Annotated in this window: 18 protein-coding genes; 6 read left to right on the forward strand and 12 right to left on the reverse strand. The window is 74.7% G+C overall.

Annotation, left to right across the window (positions count from 1 at the left end):
• Positions 1-60: 60 nt before the first annotated feature.
• The 7 genes from A5481_RS16120 to A5481_RS16150 all read right to left on the reverse strand — a co-directional run bounded on the left by A5481_RS16120 (position 61) and on the right by A5481_RS16150 (position 8,770).
• The gene (locus tag A5481_RS16120) at positions 61-2,067 is read right to left on the reverse strand and encodes a 2Fe-2S iron-sulfur cluster-binding protein (RefSeq protein WP_048437108.1); all 2,007 of its coding nucleotides are present in this window, start codon (positions 2,065-2,067) and stop codon (positions 61-63) included.
• A 60-nt stretch (positions 2,068-2,127) separates the two neighbouring features.
• The gene (locus A5481_RS16125) at positions 2,128-2,745 is read right to left on the reverse strand and encodes a glutathione S-transferase family protein (RefSeq protein WP_048437109.1); all 618 of its coding nucleotides are present in this window, start codon (positions 2,743-2,745) and stop codon (positions 2,128-2,130) included.
• Positions 2,746-2,900: 155 nt separating this feature from the next.
• On the reverse strand, positions 2,901-4,022 hold the full coding sequence (locus A5481_RS16130) for a metallophosphoesterase (protein WP_048437115.1): 1,122 nt from the start codon (positions 4,020-4,022) through the stop codon (positions 2,901-2,903).
• Positions 4,023-4,147: 125 nt separating this feature from the next.
• A complete protein-coding gene (locus A5481_RS16135; RefSeq protein WP_048437110.1) occupies positions 4,148-5,173 on the reverse strand; it encodes an LLM class flavin-dependent oxidoreductase in 1,026 nt (341 codons plus the stop codon).
• Positions 5,174-5,254: 81 nt separating this feature from the next.
• Positions 5,255-6,259 (reverse strand): tryptophan--tRNA ligase, encoded by a 1,005-nt coding sequence (gene trpS, locus A5481_RS16140; protein ID WP_048437111.1) that lies wholly within the window; start codon positions 6,257-6,259, stop codon positions 5,255-5,257.
• 196 nt (positions 6,260-6,455) lie between these two features.
• Positions 6,456-7,439, reverse strand: a complete 984-nt coding sequence (locus tag A5481_RS16145) for an amidoligase family protein (RefSeq protein WP_082984926.1) — start codon at positions 7,437-7,439, stop codon at positions 6,456-6,458.
• 11 nt (positions 7,440-7,450) lie between these two features.
• Entirely contained in the window at positions 7,451-8,770 is a 1,320-nt protein-coding gene (locus tag A5481_RS16150) for an adenylate/guanylate cyclase domain-containing protein (protein ID WP_064504044.1), read from the reverse strand.
• 204 nt (positions 8,771-8,974) lie between these two features.
• Between A5481_RS16150 and A5481_RS16155 the strand changes: the two genes are divergently transcribed.
• Together A5481_RS16155 and A5481_RS16160 are read left to right on the forward strand one after the other, a co-directional pair.
• Complete coding sequence (locus A5481_RS16155) at positions 8,975-9,394, forward strand: CopG family transcriptional regulator (protein WP_048436412.1); 420 nt, start codon at positions 8,975-8,977, stop codon at positions 9,392-9,394.
• 42 nt (positions 9,395-9,436) lie between these two features.
• A complete protein-coding gene (locus A5481_RS16160; RefSeq protein WP_048436413.1) occupies positions 9,437-10,789 on the forward strand; it encodes an extracellular catalytic domain type 1 short-chain-length polyhydroxyalkanoate depolymerase in 1,353 nt (450 codons plus the stop codon).
• Between the two features lie 137 nt (positions 10,790-10,926).
• Here A5481_RS16160 and A5481_RS16165 read toward each other — a convergent pair whose 3' ends face one another.
• The 3 genes from A5481_RS16165 to A5481_RS16175 form a co-directional block, all read right to left on the reverse strand.
• Complete coding sequence (locus A5481_RS16165) at positions 10,927-12,633, reverse strand: ABC transporter permease (protein WP_197514197.1); 1,707 nt, start codon at positions 12,631-12,633, stop codon at positions 10,927-10,929.
• Positions 12,634-12,705: 72 nt separating this feature from the next.
• Positions 12,706-13,725 (reverse strand): extracellular solute-binding protein, encoded by a 1,020-nt coding sequence (locus A5481_RS16170; protein WP_048436414.1) that lies wholly within the window; start codon positions 13,723-13,725, stop codon positions 12,706-12,708.
• 104 nt (positions 13,726-13,829) lie between these two features.
• Positions 13,830-14,900 carry an ABC transporter ATP-binding protein gene (locus tag A5481_RS16175; protein ID WP_048436415.1) on the reverse strand — a complete coding sequence of 357 codons (1,071 nt, stop codon included), beginning with the start codon at positions 14,898-14,900 and terminating at the stop codon, positions 13,830-13,832.
• Between the two features lie 231 nt (positions 14,901-15,131).
• Between A5481_RS16175 and A5481_RS16180 the strand changes: the two genes are divergently transcribed.
• Positions 15,132-15,521: a hypothetical protein gene (locus tag A5481_RS16180; RefSeq protein WP_048436416.1), complete on the forward strand. Its 390-nt coding sequence runs from the start codon at positions 15,132-15,134 to the stop codon at positions 15,519-15,521.
• A gap of 8 nt (positions 15,522-15,529) precedes the next feature.
• Here the strand turns inward: A5481_RS16180 and A5481_RS16185 are convergent, their stop codons facing one another.
• Together A5481_RS16185 and A5481_RS33595 are read right to left on the reverse strand one after the other, a co-directional pair.
• The gene (locus A5481_RS16185) at positions 15,530-15,958 is read right to left on the reverse strand and encodes a hypothetical protein (RefSeq protein ID WP_048436417.1); all 429 of its coding nucleotides are present in this window, start codon (positions 15,956-15,958) and stop codon (positions 15,530-15,532) included.
• Between the two features lie 59 nt (positions 15,959-16,017).
• A complete protein-coding gene (locus A5481_RS33595; protein WP_156312051.1) occupies positions 16,018-16,416 on the reverse strand; it encodes a hypothetical protein in 399 nt (132 codons plus the stop codon).
• A gap of 45 nt (positions 16,417-16,461) precedes the next feature.
• Here A5481_RS33595 and A5481_RS16195 point away from each other — a divergent pair, with 45 nt between their 5' ends.
• From A5481_RS16195 to A5481_RS16205, 3 genes are read left to right on the forward strand one after another with little or no spacing between them, the layout of a single operon-like run.
• A complete protein-coding gene (locus A5481_RS16195) occupies positions 16,462-18,177 on the forward strand; it encodes an ArnT family glycosyltransferase (protein WP_048436419.1) in 1,716 nt (571 codons plus the stop codon).
• Positions 18,178-18,203: 26 nt separating this feature from the next.
• Positions 18,204-18,986, forward strand: coding sequence for a glycosyltransferase family 2 protein (locus tag A5481_RS16200; RefSeq protein ID WP_048436420.1), 783 nt, complete (start codon positions 18,204-18,206; stop codon positions 18,984-18,986).
• Between the two features lie 4 nt (positions 18,987-18,990).
• Positions 18,991-19,317 (forward strand): lipid-A-disaccharide synthase N-terminal domain-containing protein, encoded by a 327-nt coding sequence (locus A5481_RS16205; protein ID WP_048436421.1) that lies wholly within the window; start codon positions 18,991-18,993, stop codon positions 19,315-19,317.
• The last annotated feature ends 26 nt before the right edge of the window (positions 19,318-19,343 follow it).

The following is a 19,343-nucleotide window of genomic DNA, read 5'->3' on the forward strand; positions in this document are numbered from 1 at the left end:
CTTCCGGTTCCGGCCACGCTAGCACGGCGCCGCACCCGGAGGGTCGTGCGGGGCGGCGCGTCAGAGCGCGAGGCTGACCCGGTCGGCGCCCGTCGCCGGCACCGCGCAGCAGGGCAGCACCTCGCCCTCGGCGATCGCCGCGGCCGGCGCGCGCGGATAGGTCACCGCGCCGGCGACGAGCCGGGTCCGGCAGGTGCCGCACCAGCCCTCCCGGCACGCGAAGGCCGGGGCGAGGCCCTGCGCCTCGGCGAGGTCGAGGAGGCTGCCCGCTTCCGGGGTCCAGCGCGCCTCCCGGGCCGCGTCGAGGAAGGCCACCGGGACCGGCCCGGTCGCCGGGAGCTGTCGCGGCGCGGCGCCGGTCCGGACCAGGGCGGCGGGGCCGAACGCCTCGGCGCGGATCCGCGCATCGGGCACGCCGCGGGCGCGCAAGGCGTCGTAGAGGGCCTGGGTGAAGGCCGCCGGCCCGCACAGGAAAACCTCCGCCTCGGCGAGCGGCGCGTGGCGCGCGACGAGGGCGGCGTCGATGCGGCCCGCCGCGTCGTAGTCGCGGCCGGCGCGCGCGCCGGCGACGTCGCCGAGCACCCGCACCAGCCGCACCGCGCCGTGCGCGGCTGCCACGAGGGCGGCGAGCTCGCCGTCGAAGGCGCGCTCGGCCAGGGAGCGGGCGGCGTAGACCAGGGTGACCGGGCGGGTGCGGCCGGTGCGGGCGCCCTCGTGCACGACGTGGCGCAGCATCGCCAGCAGCGGCGTGATCCCGACGCCGCCGGCCTGCAGCACCGCCGGGCGCGCCGCGCCGGCCGCGATGGTGAAGCGGCCGGCGGGCGCCCGCGCCTCGATCCCGTCGCCGACCCGGATCGCGTCGTGCAGGTGGCGCGACACCGCGCCCTCGCGCTTCACGCTGAGGCGGTACCCGTCGTCCGAGGGCGCGGCCGACAGGGTGTAGGTGCGCGCGACCGGCGCGTCGGCGCCCGGCAGCGTCACGCGGATCGGCAGGTGCTGGCCGGCGAGGAACGGGTCCGGGCCAGCGCCGTCGGCGGGGGCGAGGTGGAACGAGCGGATCGTGCGGCTCTCCTCGACGATCCGGGTCACCCGGTAGGGGCGCCAGCCCGTCGCGGCGGCGTCCGGCCAGGCCCCGGTCGCGAGCGCCTGGGGCGAGGCGCCCGCCGGCCGGTCGCTCCAGCGCATCGGCAGCGCGCCGCGCCGGCGCACCACCCGGTGCGGGCGGACCCGCCACAGGCGCTCGGCGCCCCGGACGGCCGCGATCTCGGGCGAGTCGAGGATCACCTCCGCCGCGCCGGTCAGCTGCAGGAGGTCGCCGGTCGCGAAGTCGGGGAAGACCAGCCCGGCCCGGCCGTTGAGCCAGATGTTGCCGAGGGTGGCGAAGAACAGGTTGCCGGAGAAATCCGGGACGGTCAGCGTGCCGTCCGGATCGACCCGGACGAAGCCGGGTCGGCCGCCGCGATGCGAGACGTCGACCTGCCGGCCCCCGTCGGTGTCGGCGTAGGTCGCGACGAAGAAGGTGTCGGCCGCCGCGATCAGGGCCCGGGCCGCGGCGTCGAGCCCGGCGCTCTCCTCGACCGGGCCGGCGCGGGATTCCCCGGGATCCGCCGCCGGGATCGTGTCGCGCAGCGTAATATATTGCGGGCAATTGCCGAAGCTCTGGGTGACCGCGATGCGCAGGGAACCGTCGGCGGAGGGCACGAGGACCCCGTTCGCCCGGTTGCGGCGGCGGGTGTCGAGCGCGATGCCGAGGAGGCCGACCGCCTCGCCCGGGCGCAGGCCCTCCGCCGCCGGGTCGGCCGGATCGGGCCGGGCGGCGAGGGTCAGTTCCGTCGGCGTCGGGGCGGCGAGGAAGCCGGGCGGGCCGGCGAGCAGGGTCGCCCAGACCGCGCCCCCGGCATCGACGCTGCCGGCGACGACGACGGGGAGCTGCGCGAAGAAGGCCCGGTGCTGGTCGGGCATGGCGGTCCGCACCACCCGGCGGCCGACCTCCGCCATGCGCTCGACGGCGCCGACCGTCGCCTGGATCGCCGTCTCGCCCGGGTGCCAGGGTGAAGGCTCGCTCATCTCGTCCTCCCGTCGGTTCGATCCCGGAGGTGCCGGGCTCCCTTGAAGGCCGGGCCGGGGTCAGGCGGCGGCCGAGAGGCCGGCTTTCGTCTCGGGGATGGGGAGGAAGCCCGGCAGCGCCTCGATCCGGCGCAGGTACGCGACGACCCCCGGATAGGGGGCGAGGTCGACGTTGCCCTCCGGCGCCCGCGCCAGGTAGCTGTAGAGCGCGACGTCGGCGATGGTCGGCCGGTCCGCCGCCAGCCAGTCCCGGCCGGCGAGATGCGCCTCGAGGCGCCGCAGCAGGACATGCGCCCGGGCGATCACCTCCTGCGGATCGAAGGCGGCGCCGAACACCGTGACGAGGCGCGCGGCGGCCGGGCCGTAGGCGAGCTCGCCGGCCGCGACCGAGAGCCAGCGCTGCACGCCCGCGGCGCCCTGCGGGTCCTCGGGCAGCCAGTCGGTCCGCCCGAGCGTCTTCGCCAGGTAGACCAGGATGGCGTTCGAATCCGCCACGAGCGTGCCGTCGTCGTCGAGCACAGGCACCTGGCCGAACGGGTTGAGCGCCAGGAACTCCGGCGCCGTGTGGGCGCCGGCCGCGAGATCGACCGCGATCGCCTCGTGCGGCACGCCGAGGAGCGACAGGAACAGCCGCGCCCGGTGGGCATGGCCGGAAAGGGGATGGTGGTAGAGCTTCATGGTCGTGCTCCCTGGGGGGCGGGGCGTCGTCGGCCCCGCGTCGCCCCCCGAGATGGCCACACCCACCCCACAACCAGAACACTCATTCTCGACAGTTCAACCTTGCGTAGAGCGAAATTATCCCGCCCGCGGAAAGGTGTTTTCCCGAAAACGGCTCACCCGGCGGCGACCCGCAGGGTGAACCGCGTCATCTCGGAGGGCCGGCCGAGGCGCAGCGCGAAGCCGGGCCAGATCCCGGTGCCGTTGCCGACGTGGAGGGTCATGCCGCCGACCGCGTAGGTGCCGGAGACGAAGCCGTTGTTGCCCCGCGCCACCAGCCGGTCGAGGCCGAGGATCATGCCGCCATGGGTGTGGCCGGAGAGCTGGAGCGCGACGCCGCGCGACGCCGCGCGCTTGGCCGCCCGCGGCTGGTGGTCGAGGAGCACGACCGGCGCGCCGGGGGGTGCGCCGGCGAGCGCCGCCGCGAGGTCGGGCCCGGGCTGTCCCGCGCCGGGCGCCGAGGCGTCGGTGACGCCGGCGACGACGAGGCGGGAATCGCCGCGGGCGAGCACCGCGTGGGCGTTCGGCAGCAGGGTCAGGCCGAGGCCGGCGAGATGGCGCATCCAGGCCGGGTAGTCGAAGAAGTACTCGTGGTTGCCCGGAATCGCGAGGACGCCGTCCGGGGCGCTAAGGTCGGCGAGCGGCGCGACGTCGTCCCGGCGCATCGCGACCGAGCCGTCGATGAAGTCGCCGGTCACCACGATCAGGTCGGCGTTCGCCCCGTTGGCGCGCGCGACCACGGCCCGGGCCCAGGGGGCCGGGAACAGGCGGCTCAGGTGCAGGTCGGTGAGCTGGAGCAGCCGGTAGCCCTCGAAGGCCGGCGGCAGGCCGGGAATCGCGACCGCGACGTCCCGGACCGGCGGCACCCGCGCGGCCTGGGCGACGCCGACGACCGCGAGCAGGACCGCGAGCCCGGCGGCGGCGAGGCGCACGCCGTCCGGGATCGCGACCGCGCTGCGCTGCACCAGGGCGGTCGCCAGGGCGCCGAGATCGAGCGCGATCTGCAGCACGGCGAGCAGCGCGATCGCCCCGAAGGCCCCGTTGAGGAGCAGCACCACCGCGCGCGGGAATTCGGGTGCGAAGACCGAGCCGGAGGAGAGCCGGTTCCAGAGATGGAACTGCGAGGCGAGGAGCAGCAGGATGGCGAGCGCGGCCTTGGCGGCGAGGGGCAGCCCGAGGGGGAGAAGCCAGCGGGCGATCACCACGAGGGCGGGCGTCGCGAAGATGAGGTGGAAGATGGCGGGCTCCTGTCGTCGGTCGGCGCGCCAATGCCACGACACGCGGTGCTTGGCACGTGTTCCTTGGCACGCGCCGCCGCCCGCGACGCGACGGCGCCCGCCCCGCGCGGGGCGGGCGCGGCCGCTCAGCCCAGCATCTCCCGCACCAGCGGCGCCACCCGGGTGCCGTAGAGCTCGATCGAGCGCATCAGCCGCTCGTGCGGCAGCGGGCCGGCGCTGTACTTGAGCTGGAAGCGGCCGAGGCCGAGCCCCCGCACCGTCGCGGCGATCTTCCGCGCCACGGTCTCCGGGCCGCCGATATAGAGCGAGCCGTGATCGGCCTCGCGGTCGAATTCCTGGCGCGTCATCGGCGGCCAGCCGCGCTCGGCGCCGATGCGGTCGCGCATCCGCTTGTAGTCGGCGAAGAACTCGTCGCGCGCGCCGGCATCGGTCTCGCCGACATAGCCCGGCGAGTGGACGCCGATCGGCCGCACCGTCCGGCCGAGCTGGGCGCAGGCCCGATGGTAGAGGTCGACGTAGGGGCGGAAGCGCTGCGGCTCGCCGCCGATGATCGCGAGCATCAGGGGCAGGTCGTGATGGACCGCCCGCACCACCGAGTTCGGGCTGCCGCCGACCCCGATCCAGGTGGTCGGCGGCGTCTCCGGCACGGGGAAGACGGACTGGTTCTCGAGCGGCGCCCGGGTGGTGCCCTGCCAGGTCACCGGCCCGCCGGCGAGGAGCTGGGCGAACAGCGCGAGCTTCTCCTCGAACAGGGTCTCGTACTGGTCGAGGGGGTAGCCGAAGAGCGGGAACGACTCGGTGAACGAGCCGCGGCCGAGGATCACCTCGGCGCGGCCGTTCGCGATCCCCTGCAGGGTCGAGAAGCGCTGGTAGACCCGGACCGGGTCGTCGGAGCTCAGCACCGTCACGGCCGAGCCGAGGCGGATGCGCTCGGTGCGCGCCGCGATCGCCGCCAGCACCATCTCGGGCGAGGAGACGGCGAAGTCCTCGCGGTGGTGCTCGCCGATGCCGAAGAAGTCGAGCCCGACCCGGTCGGCCAGGATTCCTTCCTCGACGACGTCGCGGATCACCTGGCCGTGGGGCAGGAGCTCGCCGTTGCGGGCGGTGACATCCCCGAACGTGTCGAGGCCGAATTGCAGAGTCTGTGTCATGACCGGCAAGATGGACGCGCGAGGCTCCGTTTGAAATGCGCAGGCCTGCAAGGACGGGCTTGCAGCCGCGCATGGGAGGGGTCAGAGCCGGAACAGCCCGACGGCGTCCCGCACCGCACCCAGGGTCTCCGCGGTCAGGGCCCGCGCCCGCGCCGTGCCGGTGCGCAGCACGTCCCTGACGGCGTCCGGGTCGCGGGCGATCCCGGCCCGGCGCTCGCGGATCGGCCCGAGGAGGTCGCGCAGCACGCCGGCGAGGCGCTCCTTGAGCGCGGCATCGCCGAGGCCGCCGCGGCGGTAACGGATCTTGAGCGCCGCGACCGCCTCCGGGTCGGGGTCGAAGGCGTCGAGATAGGTGAAGACCACGTTGCCCTCGACCCGGCCCGGATCGGAGGCGCGCAGGTGGCCGGGATCGGTGTACATCCGCTGCACGAACGCGGCGATCTCGGCATCCGGGGCGGAGAGCGGCAGGGCGTTGCCGCCGGACTTGCTCATCTTCGCCCGCCCGTCGGCGCCCGGCAGCCGCCCGACCTCCGGGATCAGCGCCCGCGCCTCGGGCAGGAGGTCGTATCCCACCTGACGGTTGAGGCGGCGGACGATCTCGTTGGCCTGCTCGATCAACGGCGCCTGGTCCTCGCCCACCGGCACCAGGGTCGCCCGGAACGCCGTGATGTCGGCGGCCTGGGCGGCGGGGTAGCACAGGAAGCCCGCCGGGATGTCGCGGCCGAAGCCGCGGGCCTGGATCTCGTCCTTGATCGTCGGGTTGCGCTCCAGCCGCGCCACCGTGACGAAGTTCAGGTAGAGCAGGGTCAGCTCGGCGAGCGCCGGCAGGGCGGATTGCACGCAGATCGTGGTGAGCGCCGGATCGATGCCGACCGCCAGGTAGTCGGTCGCGACCTCGATCACGTTGCGGGCGATGCGGGCCGGATCGTGGGCGTTGTCGGTCAGGGCCTGCGCGTCGGCCAGCAGCAGAGTCTGGCGATGGCCGTGCTGCAGCGCCACGCGGTTGCGCAGCGAGCCGGCATAGTGGCCGAGATGCAGGGGACCGGTGGTGCGGTCGCCGGTCAGGATGACGGGGAGGGACGGCATCGGGGGGCTCTCCGGGGGAAAGCCGCCGCGCTGAGGGGTGCCGGGAAACCACGAACGACCGAGCCCACCAGACGGCGGCATCGGTCGTGACAGGACGACGACGGCCGCTTCCTCAGAGGAAGCGCCACCAGAAGGTCGCAGCGAGGGAGCGGCGGTCGGTCATCGCCGCGAAGCTTAAGCGGTCGTCCCGCTCCGCTCAAGCGGGATCGGCGGCCGCCTGCGGCGCCCCGGCCGCGGCATCCGCCTCCGCCATCTCCTCCACCCCGACCCACAGGTTCCAGGCCGGCGCCAGGCTCCACCCCGGCAGGCCCACATGCGCCTGCGGCATCCGGTAATGCAGCACCGGCCGCGGGCTCACCTTCTCGTCGGGCGGCAGGGCCGCCCGCACGCCGGCCTCGTCGCGATGCGCCAGGAGCGGCAGCAGGTCGAGGCCGCGGTGGCGGGTCGGGTTGGCGGCGAGGTAGTCGCGGGCCAGCGCGTCGAGGTCGGGGCGGTAGGCCTCGTCGAGCACCTTGGCGACGTAGGCCGCGGGGAAGGGCGGCGGCAGGCCGCGGGCGGCGAGGAAGCCGCCGGCGGCGGTCGCCCGGCGCAAGGCCGGCTCGGAGCGGAGATAGGCCTTGAGCAGGCCCGCGATCGTGCCGGCCTCGAGGTCCGGCGGCTCGACGTTGAAGTGCAGGCCGAGCGAACCGAGCAGCACCGCGCCGCGGCCGCGCCCGCCGGCGCCGTGCAGCAAGGCGGCGAGGCGGTCGACCTCGGGCAGGCGGTCGAAGGCGAGGGGGCCGGTGATCGCCTCGCGCGGCACAACCGGGCTGAGCAACGCCGCCAGCGTGCGCCCGGCGGCGCGGACCGGCAGGCGGGGCGGCATCGCGCCCGGATCCGGAACCCGCCGCTGCGGATGGGCGGCGCGCAGGTCGAGCTCGACCCGGACGTCACCGAGGGACGAGCCTTCGAGCGCGAAGGCGTGCGGGTCCTCCTCGGCGACCCGCCCGCCGAGGCCGGCGGCGAGCGCCGCGGCGGCGATCCGGGCCGAGGGGCCGATGAACTCGATCTCGACGCCGACCCGGCGCGGCGTCCCGTCGGCCCGCAGGGGCCGGGGCGGCAGGCGGAACCCGGCCCGGGACGAACCGGCCGCAGAGGAATCTGCCGAGAGAAGAGACCCGGTCTTGCGAAGCTCGGTCATGGAGGAGACGCTCACGACGCGACGGCCGGCAGGGGCGAGGGGGCGGGCGCGGCGGCGGGCCCGGGCAGGGGATCGAGCCCGAACAGGTCCGGGCAATCCTCCTCGCCGGGGCGGCGCGGCAGCCGGAATCCCGCCGGCGCGGCGGGGCCGAGGAGCCGCATCACCCGCTTCGAGACGGCGAGGGAGAGGTTCTCGCGCTTGGCCCGGGCCTCGACCCGGGCAAGCGCGTTCATCGCCGGGCCGAGCACCGTGAACTCGGCCCGCGCGCCGTCGTCGAGCACCCCGACCAGCACCTCGCCGGCATGCAGCGAGGCGGTGAGGGCGAGGGCGGGCAGGCCGTCCCGGCGGCGCGCCGCGTTCATCCGATGCATCCGGACCTCGATCTCCCGCACGCAGGCGAGCGCCGCCGCGGCCTGCCCGGCCGGCGCGCCGTCGACGAACTGGGCCAGGATCCCGTCGCCGACATACTTGTCGACGAGGCCGCCGCGCTCCGTCACCGCGGCGTGGGCCAGCGCCCGCACCGCCAAAAGCCAGTCGACCACCCGGGCCTCGCCCCACTCCCGGGTCAGGGCCGAGAAGCCGCGGATGTCGAGGGCGAGCAGGCAGGCGTGGCGGGGCTGGAGCGCGGTGGCACCGTCGCGCCGCACCAGGTCTATGCCGGCCGGCACGAAGCGCGCCAGGGTGGCGCGCTCGTGCTCCAGGCGCAGCATCGTGGCGACCCCGCGGCGCAGGCGCGTCACCCCCTCGATCACGAAGACGCTCGCCACCACGAAGGACAGGAGCCCGAAGACGTGCGGCCCCGGCGGCGGCAGGCCGAGCCCGGGATGGAGCAGCCCGAGGCCGAGCGCCCCGGACCACACCCCCGCCACCACGGCGGCGAACACCGCGGTCTGGCGCGGGCGCAGGGTCAGGCCGGATTCGAGCAGCAGCAGGAAGGCCGGCAGCCGGCTCGCCAGCGTGCCCGGCTCGTCGGCGGCCTCGGACGCGGCCATCATGTATTCGAGCACGATGTAGGCGGCCAGGGCCGCATCGAGCAGGGTGGCGATCCAGGCCAGCCGCCCGCCGTTGCGCCGCCGCGCCGTCAGCGCGATCCAGAGCGAGGACACCGCGTAGCCGCCGAGGATGAACCAGTGGCTGCCGGCATGCAGCACGCCGTCGCTGAGATGGGCCGAGATCCCCAGCACCCCCAGCATCACCAGCCGCATCGCCAGCACCCGCGCGGCGGTGGCGGCGGCGAGCCCGTCGGCCAGGTTGAGCCCGTCGTCGCGCCCGTCCGGCGCGAGGCGGGGCGCCGTGTCCCTGTCCGTCGGGCTCGGATGTCGTGTGGTCATGCTGGCGGCAAGCCTTACGCGCGGGACGCGGATGCGTCGAGGCCGGGCGGTCTCCGGACGGTCCGGGCCGCGACGGGCCGGCCGGGCACCGGGGATTGAACGGGGCGGCGGCCCCGGCGTTCCGGCACCCGGGGCCCTTGCGCATGGCATACCCCATCTCCATCCTTATACCATCCTGTTGGATGGTCTGAGGATGGTAACCGGATGGCAGACACCGTTCACGAGCTGCGGCCGAAGGTGCCCGACAGCGAGAAGGTCACGGTCAATCTCGGCTTCGTCGATCTCGGCCGCATCGACCTGATGGTGCGGGACGGCTTCTACGCCAACCGCGCCGACTTCATCCGCACCGCTGTGCGCAACCAGCTCGACCGCCAGGAGGAGGCCGTGCGCCAGTCGGTGGCGCGCCGCCAGCTCAGCCTGGGCCTGACCCACATCACCCGGGCCGAGCTCGAGGCGGCGCGGGATGCCGGGACGCCGCTGCGCATCCAGGTCCTCGGGCTCGCCACCATCGCCGACGACGTCACGCCGGAGCTCGCCCGGGCGGCCATCGCGTCGATCCAGGTGCTCGGTGCCTTCCACGCCGGCGCCGCCGTGAAGGCCGCGCTCGCCGACCGCATCGCCTGACCGCTCCCTCCCGCAGGACCCGACCCCATGAAAGCCGATCCCATGAACCCGTTCGACACGATGCCCAAGGGCGGCCCCCTCGCCGACATGGCCGAGGTGACCCGCCTCACCCGCGCTGGCCGCCTCGCCGAGGCGGTGGCGCTGATCCAGGGCCGCGCCCCGGCGCCCGCAGACCGCGCCGCGGCGACCGAACCCGCATCGGCCCCGGCGGCTCCGTCGCCGCGCAGCCCGGAGCCGGCCATCGACCTCGTGGCGCCCACCGAACCCGACGGGGCCTGGACGGCGCCGGCGGAGGCCGCCGCGACGGGCACCTCCGGGCAAGCCACTTCCGGAAAGGGCGCCGACCGACCGGCTTTCCCCGACCTGGACCTCTCCGGTCTTCCCGGGGCGCTGAAGACGCTGCGCGAGGCCGGGTCCGGCCTGGGCGAGAGGCTCCGCGAGGGCCTGCACGGCCTGAGCGAGGGTCTCGGCCAAGGTTTCGGCAAGGGTTTGGGCGAGGGCCTTCCGGGCCTCGGTCCGACGCCGCGCCGGCCCGTGCCGGTGCCGGAGGGCGCCCGGTTCGAGGAGCGGACCTTCGCGAGCGCCGCGGGCAGCCGGACCTACAAGGTCTATGTGCCAAGCGGCCGGCAGGGCGAACGGCTCCCCGTCGTGGTGATGCTGCACGGCTGCACCCAGGATCCCGACGACTTCGCCCTGGGCACGCGGATGAACGACCTCGCGGAACGGGAGGGCGCCCTCGTCGTCTATCCGCGCCAGGAGCGTTCGGCCAACGCGCAGAAATGCTGGAACTGGTTCCAGCCCGGCGACCAGGGCCGGGGTGCCGGCGAGCCGGCACTGATCGCCGGGATCGCGCAGGCGGTGGTGGCGGAGTTCGGGGCCGACCCGGCCCGGGTCTACGTCGCCGGGCTCTCGGCCGGCGGCGCGGCGGCGGCGATCCTGGCCGCGACCTACCCGGACGTGTTCGCGGCGGCCGGCATCCATTCGGGCCTCGCCTGCGGCGCGGCGCGGGACCTGCCCTCCGCCTTCGCGGCGATGGGCCAGGGCGCGGCCGCCCCGAAGCGGGGCGGGGACGGCACCGTGCCGACGATCGTCTTCCACGGCGACGCCGACCGGACCGTGCATCCGCTCAACGGCGCGCACGCGGCCGCCCAGGCGATGCCGGGCTCCGGCCTGACCGAGACGGTGACGCGGGGCGCGGCGCCGGGCGGGATCGCCTATACCCGCAGCGTCCACGCCGACGCTGCGGGGCGGGCGATCGTGGAACGCTGGGTGCTGCACGGGGCCGGCCATGCCTGGTCGGGCGGCAGCCCGGACGGCTCCTACACCGAGCCGCGCGGCCCCGATGCCAGCGCGGAGATGCTGCGGTTCTTCCTGGAGCGGGCCCGGGCGGCCTGAAGGCCTTGTACCGCCGCGCCTGCGAACGGACCCGTTCGCAGGCGCGGGGCAAGCCCGCGCGATCGCGGTGTCCCCGCGCCGGCGCCGATGCGCCGGACGCCCCCGCATCGACACGCCGATGGATCAGCGCGGGGGTATTACGCCTTCGGCGTCGAGACCCGCAGCAGCAGGGCCACCGGCAGGAGCCCGACCGCGACGATCAGCAGGGCGGCGACCGCGCCGTCCTCGTAGGTGCCGCGGGCGGCCTCGCCGTAGAGGTGGGTCGCCAGGGTCTCGACGTTGAGCGGGCGCAGGATCAGGGTCGCCGGCAGTTCCTTGACGCAGTCGACGAAGACCAGGAGGGCGCCGCCGAGGAGCGCCGGCCAGGTCAGCGGCAGGTGGACCCGCGCCAGGGCGCCGGCCGGGCCGCGGCCCAGCACCCGGGCGGCGTCGCCGAGCGAGCGCGGCACCCGGGCGAGCCCCGCCTCGCTGCTGCCGGCGGTGACGGCGAGGAAGCGCACCACGTAGGCGTAGACGAGCGCCGCCCCGGTGCCGAGGCCCATCGCGGCGAGGGAGGCCCCCGTCAGCGCCCGGCTCGCGGCGTCGAGCAGGCCGTCGAGGGCGGCGAGCGGCGGCAGCAGGCCGATCGCCAGGATCGCGCCCGGCACCGCGTAGCCGAAGGTGGCGCAGCGCAGGAGAACCCCGCGCCAGCGCCCGCCGAGCACCCGGGGGCCCGCCGCCACCACGAGGCCGAGGACCGTGGCGATCACCGTCGCCACCCCGGCATACGCGAGGGTGTTGAGGCTCTCCGAGAGGATCGCCCCGGACAGGCCGGCCCGGTGCAGGCGCCGGCCCGCCTCGACCGCGAGGTAGCTCGCCGGCGCCAGGAAGCCGAGGGCGACCGGCACCAGGCCGAGGCCCAGGGCCGCGAGCGCCGCCGGCCCGGCGAGGACCGCGCGCGTCATCCGCCGCGGGCGCTGCGCCGCCCCGGCATAGCCGCGCCCGCGCCGGGCCCGGCGCTCGACCGCGATCAGGCCGAGGCAGGCGGCCAGCATGACCAGCGCCAGGCCGGCCGCGCCCGGCAGGTCGGAGCGGTTGACCCAGGTGTCGTAGATCGAGACCGTGAGGGTGCGCACCCCGAGGAATTCCGCCGCCCCGATGTCGTTGAGCGCCTCCAGCAGCGCCAGGCTGGCGCCGAGCGCGATGGCCGGGCGGGCGAGCGGCAGGGCGACCCGGCGGAACACCGCCCCCGGCCCGGCCCCGAGGCTGCGCCCGGCCTCGACCAGCGTCGCCGACTGCATCAGGAACAGCGCCCGGGTCGGCAGGTAGACGTAGGGGTAGAGCACGAAGCCGAGGAGCAGGATGCAGCCAGGCAGCGAGCGCAGGTCCGGCAGGATCAGGTCGCGCGGGCGGGCATAGCCGAGCACCGCGCGGATCGCGCTCTGGACCGGGCCGACCGGGTGCAGCAGGTCGAGATAGGCGTAGGCCGCGATATAGGTGGGGACGGCGAGCGGCAGCAGCAGCGCCCAGTCGAGCAGGCGCCGGCCCGGGAACTCGTAGGCCGCGACGAGCCAGGCCGCCCCGGTGCCGATGAGGACGACGAGGGCGCCGACCCCGGCGAGCAGCAGGCCGGTCTCGGCGAGGGCCGGCGGCAGGACGTGGGCGAGGAGGTGGGGCCAGAGCCCCCCCGAGCCCTGCAGCGCCTCGACCGCGAGCGCCGCGACCGGGGCGAGGACCAGGAGGGCGACGAGGCCGGCGGCGAGCGTCCAGGCGGAGGGCCGGGCGAAGGACCAGGGGCGCCGCGCGCCCGCGCCGGATGCCGGACGCGGCGTCGCCGCCCGGCGCGCGGGCGGGCCCGACGGCACGAAGGCTCCTCCCTCCACGGCGGTCGCTCGCTCCGGTCTCTGGGTCGGGGGACGGCCGCGGGGCCGGGGGCCTTACCGGTCGAACCCGACCTTGTCGACGAGCAGGCTCGCCGCCTTGCGGTTGCGGGCGATCTCGACCAGCGGGGTGGTGTCGACCGTGAGCGGGCCGAGCGCCGCGAGCAGCGGGTCGGCGGCGACGCCGGGCTTCACCGGGTACTCGTAATCGGCCTTGGCGTAGAGGCCCTGCGCCTCGTCGGAGGCGAGGTACTCGAGCAGCTTGACGGCGTTGTCGCGGTTCGGGGCGTTCTTCGCCACCACGGCGCCCGAGACGTTGATGTGGGTGCCGCCGCCCTGGAACGTCGGCAGCACCACCTGGATGCCCTCGCCCCACTTCTTCTGCTCGGGGCCGCCGCGGCCGCTGCGCATCAGGCCGACATAGTAGGAATTGCCCAGGCCCACGTCGCAGAGGTCGGCGACGATGTCGCGGGCGACGTCGCGGTCGCCGCCGGCGGCCTTGCGGGCGAGGTTGTCCTTGACGCCCCGCAGCCAGGCCTCGGTCTTCGCCTCGCCGTGCTTGACGAGGTAGGCGGCGATCAGCGCCGTGTTGTAGGGATGCTGGCCCGAGCGCAGGCAGACCTTGCCCTTCCATTTCGGGTCGGCGAGGTCCTCGTAGGTCAGCCCGGCGAGGTCGCGCAGGTCGGGATCGGCGTAGGCCACCCGGGCGCGGGTCGAGAGGGCAAACCAGCGGCCTTCCGGATCGCGCAGGCTGGCGGGGATCGCCGCCTCGAGGGCGGGGGAGCGCACCGGCTGGGCGAGGTCGCGGTCGACGAGCTCGATCAGGTTGCCGATGTCGACCGTCATCGCGACGTCGGCGGCGGAACGGGCGCCCTCGGCGGCGATCCGCTCGGCCAGCCCCTTGTCGACGAACACCGTGTTGACCTTGACGCCGCTCGCCGTCGTGAAGGCGTCGAGGAGCGGGCGGATCAGGCCGGGCTCGCGAGTGGTGTAGAGGTTCACTTCACCCTCGGCCCGGGCCGGGGCGACGAGCGTGACGAGACCGAGGAACGCGAGCGCGGTGCGTGACAGGGACAAGGGGCGTCTCCCGAAGGTGGCGCCTCCTTGAGAAGCAATCCCGAAACAAAAGCAAGCGCGATAGATTTTAGTCGTTTCAATGTAAAACTGTGCAAGTCCGCGGATCAGGCCGCCTCCTCGTCGGGCAGGACCAGCACCGCCTCCGGCACCAGCGTCACCCCGACGGCGTCGCCGGGCCCGTAGGCGCCCGGATCCGGCAGGCGGGCGCGCAAGGGTCCCTCGATGCCCGGCAGCCGGAGATGCAGCACGCTCGCCGCCCCCAGGAAGGTGCGGCGCAGGACCTGCGCGGCGAGGCCCCGGCCGGGGGCGCAGACGGCGAGCGCCTCGGGGCGCAGGCAGACCCGGACCGCCGCGCCCTCGGGCAGGTGCGGGGCGGGCACGGTCCCGAGGGGCGTGTCGGCCCGGCCGGCCGCGACCCGGGCCGGGATCTCGACAGCGTCGGCGAGGAAGCGGGCGGCGAACAGGCTCTCGGGGCGGCGGTACAGGGCCTCGCCGGTGGCGACCTGGACGATGCGGCCGCGGCGCATCAGCGCGATGCGGGTCGCCACCGCCAGGGCCTCCTCGGGGTCGTGCGTCACCATCAGGGCGGTGGTGCCGGTGCGGCGCAGGAGCGCCACGGTGTCCTCGCGCACCCGGTCGCGCATCCGCCGGTCGAGGTTGGAGAACGGCTCGTCGAGGAGCAGGAGCCGCGGCCCCGGGGCGAGGGCCCGCACCAGCGCCACGCGCTGCTGCTCGCCCCCCGACAGGGTCTGGGGATAGGACTCCGCGTGAGAGGCGAGGCCGACCTGTGCGAGGAGGTCGTCGGCCGCCTCGCGGACCGCTTGCGGCTGGCCCTTGAGCCCGAAGCGGATGTTCTCGCGCACCGTGAGATGGGGGAAGAGCGCGTAGTCCTGGAACATCAGCCCGACGCCGCGGGCCTCCGGCGGCACCCGCGCGCCCCCGCCGGCGACGAGGCGCCCGTCGAGCCGGACGGTGCCGGAATCCGGCGCCTCGAGCCCGGCCACCACCCGGAGCAGGGTGCTCTTGCCGCAGCCCGAATCGCCGAGCAGCGCCATCACCTCGCCCGGCCGCACGGCGAGCGAGACCCCCGCGAGGGCCTGCACCCGGCCGAAGCGGCACGCCAGGTCCTCCACCGCCAGGGCGGGCGCCGGGCGGGACGGGGCCGGATCGGTCATGCGGGAATCCTTGCGGGGCATGTCTGGCGGGGCGTGTCTGGCGGGCGGGCCGGGACGCCGGGCTCATACACGCCGGCGCCGCCGCGGGCGAGGGAGGCGCCGTGCACCGATCCGGCACGGGGCACGCCGCCACAGGGTCAATCGGGCGTTAAGCCGATTCATCGAATCCTGCGCATCGCCGCGCTGCCCTCAGGCAGCCGGCGCCGGATGTGGCGTAAGGGTATCGGGCGTATGCGTAACCTGTCGGGCGAGAGCGGAACGGTCGTGGCGTTCCGGCGCAAGGAGCGGGCCGCGCCGGTGGATCACGAGCTCGCGCCGAGCCCCCGGGTCGCCGCCGCCCGGCGCGACCAGCGCAGCCTGATGGACACGGTCTACGAGGCCGGCACCCTGCCGGTGGCGGCCGGCGACCGCGAGACCAAGCTGCTGGCCTCGCGCCTGCTGGTCTACGGCTTCCTCACCATCGACGAGGTCGGCGAGGACGGCGCCACCCGCTCCCTGCGCCCCTCCGAGGCGGTCCGCGCCGGCCGCGAGCGCCCCTGGCGCCTGTCCCGGGCCTCGCGCGGGGTGAGCCTGTCGGTGCCGATTCCCGCCCGGGACGGGTTCCTGTTCGAGATGGCGTGAGGGATTTTTCAGCCGCCCGCGCTCTTCGAGCCGAGATAGAAGCCGATCGCCGAACCGACCAGGCCGACGATCGGGGTGAAGATCAGGCCGACCGTGGAGCCCAACAACGCGAACGCCTCCTTGGCCTCGCCGCAGGTCCTGCCCGCATAGCAGGTCAGCGCGAGGTAGGAGCCGACCGCCAGGATGCAGCACACGGCGAGGCCGAGCATCGCGAGCAGGATGTACGCGATCCGGACCCGGGCCCTCTCCTGGTCGCGGCCGGGATTGTAATTTTCCTGAACCGAGATCGCGGTGCCGATGGCCGGCGACCGAGCGGATGAGATGGCATCGGTGGTCTGGGCACCGGCCGCGACGGCGGCCTGACCGAACTTCTTCAATGCGCCGCCGATGGACTTGAGGCTGATGGGCGGATCGCCCTGCCCGGTATTGTCAGCCATGGCGGAGCCCGATCGATGAAAGAATGTCGCGATTCTAAAAAAATCAGACTGTCGATGAATTATTTACTGAAGATGACCCGCGCATAGGTCTTGTTGGGACGCTCGATGAGAACCTTGTCATCGACGCCGACATGATCGGACAGCAACTTCTCCGTCTCGATCGCCTGCTGCAGGACGGTGTTCGCGTCGACGCCGCGCCTCTCGGCCAGTTCCTTGAGGGCGTCGAACGTCGATTTCGGCAGTTCGGCCTGCACGTTGACTGTATTTTTGGTGTTTGGGTTCGATCCGTCGGCCACTGCGTACCCCAACCACAATGGCGGCAAACCTACCATGTCGCCGATCGGGACGCCAGATCCCGGCGCCGGGCCACGCGATCGGCGAGCCTGCCCGCAGAGGCATCCGCCGCGGCCCTGCCCCGACCCGGCGAAAATTGACTTTCCGACCCGGATCACCGACACGGGCGCCCGCCGCGGGCGTCGGTTTTCCCGGTTCGGAGCAGTGCATTGACGAGCCTTGCCGCCGGGCGCCGCCCCGGCCGCGCCGCCTCCCTGGCGTCCCTCGCGGAGCGTCTCCTCGATCTCGGGGCGCGCAGCCACGGCGCGGCCTGCGCGCTGCTCGTCGTCCTGTCGCTGGTCTGCTTCCTGCCGGGCTTCGCCTCGCTCCAGCCGATGGACCGGGACGAGCCGCGCTTCGCCCAGGCCTCGAAGCAGATGCTCGAATCGGGCGAGTTCGTCGACATCCGCTTCCAGGGCGAGGCCCGGCACAAGAAGCCGGTCGGCATCTACTGGGCCCAGAGCGCGGTCGTCGCAGCCGGCGAGGCCCTCGGCGTGCCGGGCGCCCGCACCGCCATCTGGCTCTACCGCATCCCCTCGCTCCTCGGCGCCGTCGCCACGGTGCTGCTGAGCTACTGGGCCGCGCTCGCCTTCCTGCCGCGGCGCGGGGCCTTCCTCGCCGCCGCCCTGGTGGGCGCGAGCGTGATGCTGTCGGCCGAGGCGCGCCTCGCCAAGACCGACGCGCTGCTCACCGCCTGCGCGGTCGCCGCCATGGGGGGGCTCGCCCGGGCGTGGCTCACGCGGGCCGCGACGACCCGCCTGCCTGCCCCGACGGTCCTGACCTTCTGGCTCGCGGTGGCGCTCGGCATCCTGGTCAAGGGCCCGATGGTGCCGATGTTCGCCGGCCTCGCGGCCCTGTGCCTGTCGGTCTCGGTGCGCTCCGGCGCCTGGCTGCGGCGCCTGCGGCCGGGCCTCGGCCTCGTCCTGGTGCTCGCCCTCGTGGCGCCGTGGTTCGTCGCCATCACGCTCAAGAGCGGCGGCGCCTTCTACGGCGAGGCGGTCGGCCACGACATGCTCGGCAAGGTCGGCACCGCCCAGACCCAGCACTGGGCGCCGCCCGGCACCTACCTGCTCGTGATCTTCGCGACCTTCTGGCCGGCCGCCGCCTTCGCCGCCATGGCGATCCCCTTCGCCTGGACGAACCGCCGCGACGACCGGGTCGCCTTCCTGGTCGCCTGGGTGCTGCCGTCCTGGCTGGTCTTCGAGGCGGTGCCGACGAAGCTCCCGCATTACGTGCTGCCGCTGTGCTCGGCCCTGGCGATCCTCGCCGTCATGGCGGTCGCCCGCGGCGCGGTCCATCGCGACCGGCCCGGCGCGCGCTGGGTCGCCTTGCTGGTACCGTTCATCCCCGCCGGCCTGACGGTGGGTCTCTGCGTCGCCGCCTGGCGCCTCGACGGGGTGATCCCGTGGGCGGGGCTGCCGCTGCTGCTCGCCGCGAGCGCGGTGGCGTTCCTGGCCTGGCGCGCCTTCGTCGACGGCTGGCCTGAGCGGGCGCTCGCGGTCGCGGTGCTCGCCGGCGGGCTGCTCGGGCCGGCGGTGTTCGGGCTGACCCAGCCGGCGCTCGCCGCCCTCAAGGTCTCGCCCCGCCTCGCGGCCGTCCGCGACGCGCTGCCCTGCCCGAGCCCCAAGGTCGCGACGCTCGGCTACCGCGAGCCGAGCCTGGTCTTCCTGATCGGTACCGACCTCGCGATGCTCGATTCGGCCGAGGAGGCCGCCGCCTTCCTCACGGCGGGCGGCTGCCGCCTCGTCTACGTCGAGGACCGCTTCGCCAAGGCCTTCGCGGACGCCGAGGCCGGCGCAGCCCCGCGGCCGGTCGGCCGCGTGACCGGCTTCAACATCAACGGCGGCAAGCCGGTCGGCCTGTCGGCCTATGCGGTGATGCCGTGACCCAGACCCAGCATGAGAGCGCGCACGTGACAGCGGACCGGGAGGCGATCCGCCTCAGCGTCGTGGTGCCGGTGAAGAACGAGGCCGGCAACATCGCGCCCCTGCTGGCCGAGATCGCGGCGGCCTGCGCCCCCCTGCACCCGTTCGAGATCGTCTACGTCGACGACGGCTCGACCGACGCCACCCCGGCGGTGCTGGCCGACGCGCGGGCGCGCCATCCGGAATTGCGGGTGCTGCGCCACCGCGAGAGCTGCGGCCAGAGCGCGGCGGTGCGCAGCGGGGTGCTGGCGGCCCGCGGCGAACTGGTCGCGACGCTGGACGGCGACGGCCAGAACGACCCGGCCTTCATCCCGGCGCTGGCCGCGGCCCTCGTCGCCGCCGGCCCGGGGGCGGGGCTGGCGCAGGGGCAGCGGGTCGGCCGCAAGGACGGCCGGGGCAAGATGATCCAGTCGCGCATCGCCAACGGGGTGCGGGGCCGCATCCTGAAGGACGCCACCCGGGATACCGGCTGCGGCCTCAAGGTCTTCCGCCGGGCGGTGTACCTGCGGCTGCCGTATTTCGACGCGCTGCACCGCTTCATGCCGGCCCTCGTCGCCCGCGAGGGGTTTTCCGTCGTCCACGGCGACGTGGTCGACCGGCCGCGGCTCACCGGGCACTCGAATTACGGCCTGTTCGACCGGCTCTGGGTCGGCATCCTCGACCTCGCCGGGGTGTGGTGGCTGATCCGCCGCCGGCGCCGGGTGCCGCATGTCGAGCAGGGCGGGCAAGTCGTGCAGGGCCAGCAAGTCGAGCAGAGCAAGGCGGAGTAGCCCGATGGTCGCCGACATCATGCACGGGCTCAGCGCCTATTTCTGGTCGCTGTTCACCGGCCCGGTCGACCTCGTTCTCCTGATCGGCCTCGTCGGGCAGGGGCTGTTCACCGCCCGCTTCCTGGTCCAGTGGATCGCCAGCGAGCGGGCCGGGCGCAGCGTGATCCCGCTCTCGTTCTGGTTCCTGTCGCTCGGCGGCTCGGCGGTGCTGCTCGGCTACGCGCTCTACCGGCGCGACCCGGTCTTCATCCTCGGCCAGAGCCTCGGCACGGTGATCTACCTGCGCAACCTCTCCCTGGTGTTCCGCGAGCGGCGGAACAAGGGCGCGTGAGGGGCGCCCCGGGCTCGCCGGGGCGC

It is taken from the genome of Methylobacterium platani (genome assembly GCF_001653715.1).
Classification (GTDB): Bacteria; Pseudomonadota; Alphaproteobacteria; order Rhizobiales; family Beijerinckiaceae; genus Methylobacterium; species Methylobacterium platani.

Bases quoted from the DNA above. Each gene is read 5' to 3' on its own strand.
- trpS (WP_048437111.1), bottom strand. From the start codon at position 6,259: ATGCCGTCCCTCCCCGTCATCCTGACCGGCGACCGCACCACCGGTCCC.
- A5481_RS16125 (WP_048437109.1), bottom strand. From the start codon at position 2,745: ATGAAGCTCTACCACCATCCCCTTTCCGGCCATGCCCACCGGGCGCGG.
- A5481_RS16180 (WP_048436416.1), top strand. From the start codon at position 15,132: ATGCGTAACCTGTCGGGCGAGAGCGGAACGGTCGTGGCGTTCCGGCGC.
- A5481_RS16145 (WP_082984926.1), bottom strand. From the start codon at position 7,439: ATGACCGAGCTTCGCAAGACCGGGTCTCTTCTCTCGGCAGATTCCTCT.
- A5481_RS16205 (WP_048436421.1), top strand. From the start codon at position 18,991: ATGGTCGCCGACATCATGCACGGGCTCAGCGCCTATTTCTGGTCGCTG.
- A5481_RS16135 (WP_048437110.1), bottom strand. From the start codon at position 5,173: ATGACACAGACTCTGCAATTCGGCCTCGACACGTTCGGGGATGTCACC.
- A5481_RS16175 (WP_048436415.1), bottom strand. From the start codon at position 14,900: ATGACCGATCCGGCCCCGTCCCGCCCGGCGCCCGCCCTGGCGGTGGAG.
- A5481_RS16185 (WP_048436417.1), bottom strand. From the start codon at position 15,958: ATGGCTGACAATACCGGGCAGGGCGATCCGCCCATCAGCCTCAAGTCC.
- A5481_RS16150 (WP_064504044.1), bottom strand. From the start codon at position 8,770: ATGACCACACGACATCCGAGCCCGACGGACAGGGACACGGCGCCCCGC.
- A5481_RS16120 (WP_048437108.1), bottom strand. From the start codon at position 2,067: ATGAGCGAGCCTTCACCCTGGCACCCGGGCGAGACGGCGATCCAGGCG.
- A5481_RS16160 (WP_048436413.1), top strand. From the start codon at position 9,437: ATGAACCCGTTCGACACGATGCCCAAGGGCGGCCCCCTCGCCGACATG.
- A5481_RS16155 (WP_048436412.1), top strand. From the start codon at position 8,975: ATGGCAGACACCGTTCACGAGCTGCGGCCGAAGGTGCCCGACAGCGAG.